Genomic DNA, 11,369 nt, shown 5'->3' on the forward strand with positions numbered 1-11,369 from the left:
TTGAGTCTCGATCCGCAAAATCAAGCAATCCTCTACAACCAAAGTCAAGTTAGAGCAGCACAAGGCGAATGGGAAACCGCCGCGATCGTCTGTTGTCAGGCGATCGCCATCGATCCCGACAATCCCGAACTCTGGGAGCAACACGGTAGAGTCTCGATCGAGCTGGGCGACTATAGTAAAGCGATTTCCAGCTTGCAAACAGCCACCAGTCTCCAGCCAGATCGGGCGGTAAGCTGGCATTTATTAGGACAGGCTCTCTACCATCAAGGCGAATTTATTGCGGCTCTGAGTGCCTATCGGCAGTCACTAGAACTAGCACCCAACCGCGCTCAAACCTGGTACGATCGGGGGTGTTTACTCGCGAACCTCGAACGCTGGGCAGATGCACTCACCAGTTACGGTCGGGCGATAGAATGCGATCCTAAATTTGCCCTCGCCTGGTATCAACGCGGGCAAAGCCAGTTTCGGCTCGATCTGCCGCCGACTGAAAATCTCCACAGCTACCAACGTTGCCTCGAACTAGATCCCACCTACGCGCCAGCTTGGTATCAGCAGGGCAATCTGCTATTTCAATTGGGGCAATTAGCACAGGCACTCGTCAGTTATCAACATGCCCTCGAACTCCAACCCGAAGATTACTATATTTGGAACAATCATGGCAACGTAATGGGGTCGCTCAAACGGTATGAGGACGCGATCGTCAGCTATGATAAAGCGATCGAACTCCAACCCCAGTTTTATCAAAGTTGGCACAATCGCGGCAAAGCATTATTCCAGCTCCACCGTTACGAAGCCGCCGCCGCCGCCCACGATCGCAGCCTGCAAATTCACCCTCACGATGCCCCGGCTTGGAACGGTAAGGGGATGGCACTACAACATCAAGGCTGTTGGCAAGCAGCCCTTAATTGTTACGAGCAAAGTATCGAGATCGATAAACTCGATCCCCTCACTTGGCTGAATCGAGGCATCGCCCTGTTCCACCTCCAAAAATATGAAGATGCGATCGCCTGCTATGACAACTGCGCCATTCTCAATCCCGACGACAGACAAGCCTACCACTATCGCGGTAACGCCCTGCTCGAACTCGGACGCTGGGAATCGGCTGTTGCTAGCTTCGATCGTGCCCTGACTCTTTCGCCCACACTCGATCGCGCCTGGAATAGTCGCGGTAGTGCTTTATTTCAACTCGGCAACCTCGAAGGTGCCCTCCACAGTTACCGCCAAGCCACCAAGGTTGCCCCTCAAGACCCCACGGGTTGGAATAACCAGGGAACCATCCATCTCAACCTTCAGCAGTACGCAGAGGCTCTCCAGTGCTATCAAACCAGCCTCAACCTGCGCGACGATGAAGCCCAAATTTGGTATCGACAGGCGATCGCCCAGCAAGCATTAGGACAGCTAGATGCCGCGATTGTCAGTCTCGATCGATCGATCGAAATCGACTCCGCCTCCACTCACGCTTGGTATCGACGGGGAAATATTTACTTTCTCCAACGAGAATTTGTCAAGGCTTGTGCCGATTACGAAGTCGCCCTCAATCTCGACCCCAATCTGGCAGAAGCTTGGAACAGTCGCGGTAATTGCCTCATCGAAATCGATCGACTCGATAACGCTTTGTTCAGCCTCGAACAAGCCATTAAACTAGAACCAGAACGTTCGGAGTTCTGGTTTAATAAGGGCCGAATTCACAGCAGCCTCAAACAGTGGGAGCAAGCCGAAAACTCATATCAGCAAGCCCGGAGCCTTACTCAGCCGGATTGGTAATTGGCTAGTGGGGACTGGCAGTTCGGCTCCGCTCACTGACCAGGGACTGGGGGACTGGCTTGGACTTTAACCGCCAGCAGCAAAGGTGAGCATAATTGTTACGGATAATAGCAAGCCTGGGCAGAGTAATACGACAAGTAAAAGTAAATCTTGGGATTCCATATATTCTTGTAAGGTAAAAACAGCAGTTCGATCGCGTTACTCGGACTAGCTTCTAATTTAATCGCGATCGTCAAAATTAGAACGCAAATTATACGATTTCTTAATATTATAAGTTTTTTAGCCTGGGGATAGTTTTGAATAGTATTTTATTGCTGCCTCAGTTTGCAGTTGCCAAAAGAGGCGCACCCAAAGATGTTCCCACAGTGGTAAGTGACGGGGTAAAATATATCGCACCCTCTGTGATGCCTTGTAAAGCAAGTAGCTCGAAATAGACATGAAAGAATCTGAAGAGTTGTTATTATATCAATCGATCGAAGAGCGTGATTTTGAATTATTTACACAATTAGTTAAAGGTCGCGATTTACAATGGTTAAATTCTGTTACGTGTGGCGATATTTTTGACATAACATCTCCTTTGGAATTTGCGATCGAGAGTGATAATCAGCCTGCTGTTGTCAAGATTCTATCTATGGGTGAAACTCCATCCTTTCTTGATATGGCAGTAAGAGTTGGAAACATAAACATCTTAAAGCTATTATTTGATGCTGGGTCAGAAATTGAGGATGACCATGAATTGTTGTCTCAAGCAGCCAGCTCTGGCAATTTAGAAATTATGAAATTGCTGATTCAAAGTGGGGTAGACATTAATAGTTACGATCTTGAAGATGAGTTTTTCGTACATCCTCTAGTAATTGCAATTGCACATGGACACATTCATCTATATGAATATCTACTAAGTCTAAGCATGAAACAGCAAGAAATTTTAAATGTTACTTGTTTGCAAGAAGCGGCTAGAGTAGGAAATATAAAATCTTTACAATTTTTACTCGATCGAAGCATCGATATCAATTCAACACATCATTTATTATTAGGAAATACAGCCTTAATAGCCGCAGTTGGCGCAAATCAGTGGCAGATGGTCGATTATCTAATTGGTGGAGGTGCAGATGTCAACTTACAAGATTTTTATGGACAAACCGCACTAATGAGTGCTGTCAGTCACAGTTCGATGACGCTAGTAAAAAAGTTACTCGCAGCAGGAGCAAATAGAGGTTTACCAGACTCTCAGGTAATACCGCCAGGGATATAGCCATCGATCGACAGGATCGACTACTTATCAAATTACTGCAATAGCGATCGATTTGAACTTTAATTGGGAAACATGTATCTATACCACTATTTTATCGCAACCGAACGACTCGCTGCTTAGAGGCACCCGTTTCGATCGGTAAATCTCGACGGAGATCGTTACCCCTTCGATGTTCCGATCGAGAGACTCCACCAACGAGTGTTAATCTACCACTATGTCCCAGTCATCAATTCTGCGGATTTTACCGCTGTTCGCACTGACTCATCCTCTGGTTGCATTTGCTAAAGATGCTACTCCTGTCGTCCCAATGACGATGGGGCAAGAATATACCGGATCGCTTGCACCATCGGCGAATAATCCTAACGGCGAAGTCTGCTATGGATTATCGGTAGAGCCAGACACGCGCATTACCCTCAGAGTCAAAACTGGTGGAGTGGGCATCGTCAAATTCGCACTTTACGATAAATCTAAAGGATTACAATTTTTTCATAACGATGTGAGTGGGAAATCTCCATCTGGCGCGAATAATGCCACTGATTCTAGATTTAGCTTTCCCGCCATTAGTGAGGTGTCGCAACTGTGCTTGACGACTACTAATGTTGCTAGCGGACAGCAATATAATTTTACCGCAACTGCCAAACCCGGTCGAAAATCAAAGTCGCGGCTGGTGCTACGTCAGGTAAATCCGAATAATGCGATCGCGTTAGCATCCAAACACAAGCAATTAACCACTCCCACCCCTAAAATTACAATACCGCCAAAAATTAATCCTGTGGAAGCTCCACCGCAACCCCAGGGCGAACCTTACTGCTATGTGGGCACTTGGCAAGTTGCCGATTTGAGTAATTATTGGTTGCCGACTATTAGCAGTTTTACTCAAGCTAAAGTTACCGATCCCCAGATGTTGGGATATGCCAAACTGACGCTGAATAAAGATGGTAATGCCTCGTTTGAAGCATTCGATTTGGAGCAGAAATACACTCTCAAATCGAAAGAAACAGGTGCGAAGCTCGATCGGATCGGACTGGGTTTTTCGGGTAGTGCCAGTGCGAGATTTCAGGTAAATGCCGACAGTACTTTGACCTTTAGTTCGCAAAATTATCGACGGCTCGATAGCAAGCTCAACTTAGGTTCTAACCTCAAACTAACCGGAGATAAGCTGTTAACTATTTTTGGCGATAATACTCCAGATAAACAACCTCAAAAAGATCTCCAGGCAGTCAAAGCGCAATATAAGTGTCTCGATCGCGATAATATCACCTTACAGATTCCGCTACCCACCGGACAAAAATCGATTACCATCGCGCTCAAACGGATTAATTAGGGGATAGGGAGTAGGGGATAGGGACTAGGCAGACGATCCGCCTTTTTAGGTGAGAGCGAACGAGAACAATATTTATTTAATAGCGACAAGAAGAACTTCTTCACCCTATCCCCTATCCCCTATCCCCTATCCCCCCAAATTAATTAAGTGTTGTAAACGAACGATACGATCCCCGGTCAAATATCGCGTTCCGAGTGTTTCGAGCAAAAAAAGTGAGTTAAGATTGCAGACTATTAGCCAAGATTAGATCGCATACTCGATCGGTTAGCTGTCACCCAACAGTCAACCGCCCATAGACTGGCATCTTGCTTAACATCGATCGTGAACTCATAACTCATCTATGCCGCATCCTCTCCACGTCGCCTTTATCTGGCACCAGCATCAACCTCTGTACAAGTACCGCGACGGTAAGTACCGATTACCGTGGGTGCGTTTGCATGGGACTAAAGATTATCTCGATCTGATCTTGCTGCTCGAAAAGTATCCAAAACTGCATCAGACGGTCAATTTAGTACCATCGCTAATTTTGCAGTTAGAAGACTACATTGCCGGGACAGCCTTCGATCCTTACTTGGAGCTGGCTTTGATGCCAACCGACCAACTTCAGGCGGCTCAAAAGCAGTTTATCATTCGCCACTTTTTCGATGCCAATCACCATACCCTGATCGATCCTCACCCACGCTACAGCGAGTTATATCAGCAACGTCAAGAGCATGGCGAACCTTGGTGTTTAGAGCATTGGATCGATCGGGACTATGGGGACTTATTGGCATGGCATAATCTAGCTTGGTTCGATCCGTTATTTTGGGAAGAATCCGAGATCGCCCATTGGTTAAAACAAGATCGCGACTTTACTTTAAGCGATCGGCAGCGGATTTATTCTAAGCAACGCGAGATCCTGCGGCGGATCGTCCCTCAACATCGGAAGATGCAGGAGTCTGGGCAATTAGAGGTAACGACGACACCTTATACTCACCCGATTTTGCCACTATTAGCAGATACCAACGTCGGACGGGTTGCCGTGCCGAATATGGATTTACCCAAGCGGTTTCAGTGGGCGGAAGATATTCCCCGCCACCTGGGCAAGGCTTGGGACATGTATAAAGATCGCTTCGGCTGCGTCCCACGGGGCTTGTGGCCGTCGGAACAGGCGGTTAGCCCTGAAATGTTGCCTTATGTGGCGCGGCAGGGCTTTAAATGGCTGTGTACCGATGAATCGGTGTTGGGTAATACCCTCAAGCAATACTTCCATCGCGATGGTGCGGGTAATGTCCTAGAACCAGAATTGTTATATCGTCCGTATCAGGTAAGTACGCCCGATGGCGACTTGTCGATGGTATTCCGCGATCACCGTTTATCGGACTTAATCGGCTTTACTTACAGCGGTATGCCAGCCGAGACAGCCGCTGCGGATTTAGTCGGACATTTGCATGAGATCTCGCGATCGCTTGCTGCTAAAGAAGGGCATGGTGGTGACAGTCTAGAAAAACCGTGGCTAGTCACGATCGCTCTCGATGGTGAAAACTGCTGGGAACACTACCATCTCGATGGTAAACCCTTCCTCGAACATCTTTACGGCACCCTCAGCGAAGACGAAAGTATCAAGCTCGTCACCGTCTCGGAATTCCTCGATGAATTCCCCCCTACCGCCAGCTTCCCCCCCGCAGATCTCCACACGGGTTCGTGGGTAGATGGGAGCCTCACCACCTGGATTGGCGATCCTGCTAAAAACCGTGCCTGGGATCTGCTCACCGCCGCCAGACAAGTACTCGCCAATCATCCCGAATCTACCGAAGAAACTAATCCCGCCGCCTGGGAAGCCCTCTATGCCGCCGAAGGTTCCGATTGGTTCTGGTGGTTTGGCTATGGACATTCTTCCAACCAAGATGCGATGTTCGACCAGCTTTTCCGCGAACATCTGATCGCTCTGTATCAGGCTTTAAATGAGCCTGTACCACCCGAATTGCGTCAACCTGTAGAATCCCACGAACGACGCACTACTTACCGTCCAGAGGGCTTTATTCACCCCACGATCGATGGTAGTGGTGACGAGCAAGACTGGAATTTTGCCGGACGACTAGAAATCGGCGGTGCGAGTGGCACAATGCACCAGGCTAGTCCGATTCAGCGGATCTTCTATGGCGCGGATCACCTCAATTTTTACCTGCGGATGGACTTCAAAGCTGGTGTCAAACCCGGATTGGAGATTCCTAATGAGTTAAATTTAATGTGGTTTTATCCCAAGGAAATCATGCACAATAGCCCGATTCCCTTGGCAAACTTACCCCGTGAATCGCCCACTAACTATCGGTTCCACCATCGGTTACTGATCGATTTGACCACCAAGTATACCTGGCTGCATGAAGCAATGGATTACGATCGATGGGAAGCTCGATCGAGCAATGCCTTAGTAGCCTGGGAAAAATCGCTAGAAATTGCCGTACCGTGGGCAGATCTGCAACTAGAACCCGATTATGGGCTACAAATGTCGCTGATGTTCTCCGATTGCGGACGTTATCGTCAGCACATCCCAGCGCAAGGTTGGATTAGTTTACAAGTTCCGTAATTTAGGTTTTAGGCAGTAGCTAAACATTCCTTGCTATCTAGCTACTGCCTAAATCCAGAAGATCTACATTAGAGCGTCCAATCTTCTATTTGTAGATTGGGAATTAGGGAAAAATCTTTATAATCACGAGTTACTAAAATCCCCTCATTAGCCAGTGCAATTGCCGCAATCCTAGTATCTTTTTCTAATCGCTTCTTAGCTAAGAATTTATGCTGTGATAGTAGCTGCTGATGACAAATTTGAGCGGTTTCAGTAAAGTTGAGGATTGTAATTCTCTTGAAAAATTCTGTCGTTCGCCAAAGCTTGGTGTAGAGCCATACTAACTGATGTGCCTGTGATAGGTCGTTAATTCGACCCGCCCAACCATTAAAAATTGCTTGGACGGTAATAATCGTGATGGCAACATTAGGAAATTTGGATGCCGCTCGTTCGCCAATCTGCAAATTTCCTTCTAGGAACAAGGAAACACAGTCTGTGTCTAAAATTCATAGACTCATAGCAGTGTATGTTGTGCTGGTACTGTTGAATTTCGCTCGGCTCTCAGCGATAGTGCAATGTCAGCAAAGTCTGGGTCATCTCTAAAGATACCTGCAAATTCGACCCAAGGGTTTTGAGGCTCAGAGGCGGAAATCTCGACAGAGACAATCTGAGCAGTTGCCAATCGCTTGGTGAGGCGCGTTTGAAGTTGGCTGATGGCTGCTTGGGGGGTAAGAGCGATAACGTAGCAATCAGGAAGCCCTAAGACAGTAGCAGACGATTGTCCGTCAGCAGTTTGTTCGAGTAAAATTTTGTATATTGAGGCTACCATTGAAATTTTAGCAGTCTGATATTTGGTTACGGATCTACATTTTATCTGAAAATTAGTTACTTTGTCGATCGGCTGTAGGCAAAACCAGACAGCCACGATTGGGCTTACGATGATAATTACCTCATCCAGTTTGCGGTAAATCTCCGCTAGAATTGAGTGAAGACTTAATTAAATTGGGTAGCAACTTGAAAGTCAATCTTATCTACACCTATCCGCTCCTACCGACATCTTGCTAAAGCCTAAAACCTAAAGCCTAAAACCTTTCTAAACTAAGCACTACCTCCCAGCACTAAGCACTCAATATGACTATTTTTACGTTGCAATCAGTTAAAAAAGACTTTGGAATTAAAGAGATTCTCAAAGATGGATCGTTTAGCTTAGATGCGGCGGACAAAGTTGGGTTAATTGGGATGAATGGATCGGGAAAATCAACTTTACTCAAGATGATTGCGGGCTTAGAACCGATCGATGGTGGGCAAATTTTACTCAACCCTGGGGTGACGACAATCTATCTCCCCCAACAGCCAGAGATGGATCCTAGCCATACGGTATTAGAACAGGTATTTGCGTCCAGTGGCGAACAGATGCAATTAGTCAGAGATTATGAAGAAATATCTGATAAGTTAGCTCATCCCGATTTGGGTGATTCTACAGCATTACTCGCAAAGCTATCGACTGTAATGCAGCGAATGGATGCGACTAATGCGTGGGAATTGGAAACTAAATCAAAGATTATTCTTACTAAATTAGGCATCCATGATTTTGATGCCAAAGTTGGCGATTTATCGGGTGGATATCGCAAACGAATTGCTCTCGCAGCAGCGTTATTATCCGAGCCAGACGCACTTTTAATGGACGAACCTACTAACCATTTAGATGCGATGTCTGTAGAATGGTTGCAGGAGTATTTAAGCCGCTATCGGGGCGCGATTTTATTAATTACACACGATCGCTATTTCTTAGACAAGGTAACTAATCGAATTATTGAGATCGATCGCGGAGATATTTATACTTACAGTGGTAACTACACTTACTATCTAGAAAAGAAAGCTTTAGCCGAAGAATCAATGGTAGGTACTCAACGCAAACATGCTGGGTTACTCCGACGAGAATTAGCCTGGTTGCAGCGCGGCGCAAAGGCTCGTAGTACTAAGCAGAAAGCACGGATCGGACGAGCAGAAGATCTTAAAGAAAAAGAGTTCAAACAGACAACTGGACGCGTGGATATTTCTACTCCTACCCGCCGGATTGGTAAGAAAGTAATCGAAGTTGTCGGTGTATCTAAAAAATACGAAGATCGCCAGATTATCTCTGATTTTACCTACGAATTTTCACCTGAAGATCGGATCGGGATTATCGGTGAAAATGGAGCTGGTAAATCGACGCTGATGGATATCTGTACGGGACGATTGGCACCCGATAAAGGTAGTGTCGATATCGGTACTACCATTCATATCGGCTACTTCGATCAACATTCAGAAGACTTACAAGAAGCAGGTACCGAGCAACTCCGCGCGATCGATTATATCAAAGAAGTTGGTGAATACGTTAAAGTTGCCGACGGTACCCAAATTACCGCGTCGCAAATGTTAGAGCGGTTTCTGTTTACACCCAACCAACAATACACGCCGATTAGTAAACTTTCCGGTGGTGAGAAACGCCGCTTATTTCTACTGCGCGTGCTTATGAGTATGCCGAATGTCTTAATTCTCGATGAACCTACCAACGATCTCGACGTTCAAACATTGGGAGTTTTAGAAGAATATCTCTCCGAATTTAATGGCTGCGTCATCGTAGTTTCGCACGATCGGTACTTCCTCGATCGGACTGTCGAGAAAATATTTGCGATTGAATCTGAAGGCAAAATCCGCGAATATCCCGGTAATTATTCCGTCTATCTCGAATATAAACAAGCCGAAGCCAACGCCGAAAAATTAGCAGCCAAAAATCAGCTAAATACTAAAAAAGTCACCCCAACAGTAGCAGCACCAGAACCGCCCAAACCCGATACCCAAAAACGTAAACTATCTACATGGGAGCAACGCGAATTTACCAAACTCGAAGCCCAAATTGCCAAACTCGAAACCGATAAAACTAAGCTCGAACAGAAGTTAGCTCATTCGCCGAATGCAGCCTATAGTGAGCTTCAGAAAATAACTGCGGAATTAGATCGAGTCAATAAATCGATCGATACTACCAGCGAACGATGGCTAGAATTAGCTGAGTTGGCTTAAATACACCACAATATACAGCAATCCTAAATTATTTACACATTTCATGGTAACTAAATGCTAATATTTTGAACCGCAGAGGCACAGAGAGCGCAGAGGTAGGAAAAAGAATAGAATTAACCTTTAATACAGATAACTTGCTTGAGGGTGGCGACTATTTCTACCAAATCAGATTGATTTTCCATCACTTTATCGATCGATTTATAAGCTGCTGGAATTTCATCGAGTAGTTCTGCATCTTTACGACATTCGACACCGCTAGTTTGAGCGATTAAATCGTCTAGAGTATAAGTATTTTTTGCCATCGATCTCGACATAATTCGTCCTGCACCGTGAGAACAACTACAGAAACTTTGGGCGTTACCTTTGCCTTTAACGATATAAGATTTAGTCCCCATCGAACCGGGGATAATGCCGTAATCTTCTTTCTGGGCGCGGACTGCACCCTTGCGAGTTACATACACTTCCTCACCGAAATGTATTTCTTTTTCGGCGTAATTATGATGGCAATTAATATCCAGTAATGGCTTCATCTTTTTGCCACCATTAAGATGCTGCTCCATAATCCGCACAAATCTCGCCATCATCACATCGCGATTGGTTTTGGCGTAATCTTGTGCCCATTGCAAATCGCGCCAGTAAGCGGCAAATTCGGGCGTACCAGCGACAAAATAAGCCAAGTCTCTGTCGGGTAAACTTAGATCGGCTAATCTGGCGAGATCTTTAGCAGTTTCGATATGACATTGGGCGAGTTTATTACCGATATTTCTAGAGCCAGAATGCAGCATCAACCACACTTTATTTTCGGTATCGATACATACTTCAATAAAGTGATTGCCGCCACCTAATGAGCCGAGCTGCCGCATCGCTCTATTCTCTAGACCGCTTACTCCTCTGTGCAATTGGGTGAAATCTTGCCAGCCTTGCCAATTAGTTACATCTTTATTGATTTGTTTATTTTCTTCAAAACCAACTGGAATCTGAGCTTCTATATCTAGTCGAATTTTTTTAAGTTTTCCCTCCAGTTTTTCACCCTTAAATGGTGTCTGAATTGCCATCATTCCGCAGCCCAGATCCACACCCACAGCCGCCGGAATAATTGCTTCTTTAGTTGCAATTACAGAACCAACAAGCGCACCTTTACCCAAATGAACATCTGGCATTAAAGCGACATGTTTAAACACAAATGGTAAAGAAGCAACATTCTTTGCCATTTTGGTTTCTGGCTTTGCTAAATCGTGTCCCGCCCAGGAAAGTACGGGGGTGGGAGTGTCGATTTCTAGTTCTTTGTACGTCATGGGTTAGGGTTTAAACTTTAGGCTTGAGGTTTCTAGAATTTGGTTGAGATGATGTTACCCCCCCAACCCCCCCTTATAAAGGCTATGCATTACCCACAGATCCAATCGAACCATCCAGGCGGGATA

8 protein-coding genes are annotated in these 11,369 nt (G+C 45.8%); 5 read left to right on the top strand and 3 right to left on the bottom strand.

The window, feature by feature from the left end:
* The 4 genes from Q0R35_RS17840 to Q0R35_RS17855 all read left to right on the top strand — a co-directional run.
* On the top strand, positions 1 to 1,764 hold a 1,764-nt coding region (locus Q0R35_RS17840), incomplete at its 5' end, for a tetratricopeptide repeat protein (RefSeq protein ID WP_295621608.1).
* Between the two features lie 436 nt (positions 1,765 to 2,200).
* A complete protein-coding gene (locus Q0R35_RS17845) occupies positions 2,201 to 3,016 on the top strand; it encodes an ankyrin repeat domain-containing protein (RefSeq protein ID WP_295621612.1) in 816 nt (271 codons plus the stop codon).
* 214 nt (positions 3,017 to 3,230) lie between these two features.
* Positions 3,231 to 4,340, top strand: a complete 1,110-nt coding sequence (locus Q0R35_RS17850) for a hypothetical protein (RefSeq protein WP_295621615.1) — start codon at positions 3,231 to 3,233, stop codon at positions 4,338 to 4,340.
* Between the two features lie 340 nt (positions 4,341 to 4,680).
* Positions 4,681 to 6,906, top strand: a complete 2,226-nt coding sequence (locus Q0R35_RS17855) for a glycoside hydrolase (protein ID WP_295621618.1) — start codon at positions 4,681 to 4,683, stop codon at positions 6,904 to 6,906.
* Positions 6,907 to 6,974: 68 nt separating this feature from the next.
* On the opposite strand, the gene Q0R35_RS17860 is transcribed toward Q0R35_RS17855, so the two are convergent.
* A complete protein-coding gene (locus tag Q0R35_RS17860; RefSeq protein WP_295621621.1) occupies positions 6,975 to 7,349 on the bottom strand; it encodes a type II toxin-antitoxin system VapC family toxin in 375 nt (124 codons plus the stop codon).
* 50 nt (positions 7,350 to 7,399) lie between these two features.
* On the bottom strand, positions 7,400 to 7,714 hold the full coding sequence (locus Q0R35_RS17865; protein ID WP_295621624.1) for a hypothetical protein: 315 nt from the start codon (positions 7,712 to 7,714) through the stop codon (positions 7,400 to 7,402).
* 302 nt (positions 7,715 to 8,016) lie between these two features.
* On the opposite strand from Q0R35_RS17865, the gene Q0R35_RS17870 reads away from it, so the two are divergent.
* Positions 8,017 to 9,948: an ABC-F family ATP-binding cassette domain-containing protein gene (locus Q0R35_RS17870; protein WP_295621627.1), complete on the top strand. Its 1,932-nt coding sequence runs from the start codon at positions 8,017 to 8,019 to the stop codon at positions 9,946 to 9,948.
* Positions 9,949 to 10,061: 113 nt separating this feature from the next.
* Here Q0R35_RS17870 and Q0R35_RS17875 read toward each other — a convergent pair whose 3' ends face one another.
* Positions 10,062 to 11,243, bottom strand: a complete 1,182-nt coding sequence (locus Q0R35_RS17875) for an RtcB family protein (RefSeq protein ID WP_295621630.1) — start codon at positions 11,241 to 11,243, stop codon at positions 10,062 to 10,064.
* Positions 11,244 to 11,369: the final 126 nt, after the last annotated feature.

Source organism: Chamaesiphon sp. GL140_3_metabinner_50 (genome assembly GCF_025361915.1).
GTDB lineage: Bacteria > Cyanobacteriota > Cyanobacteriia > Cyanobacteriales > Chamaesiphonaceae > Chamaesiphon.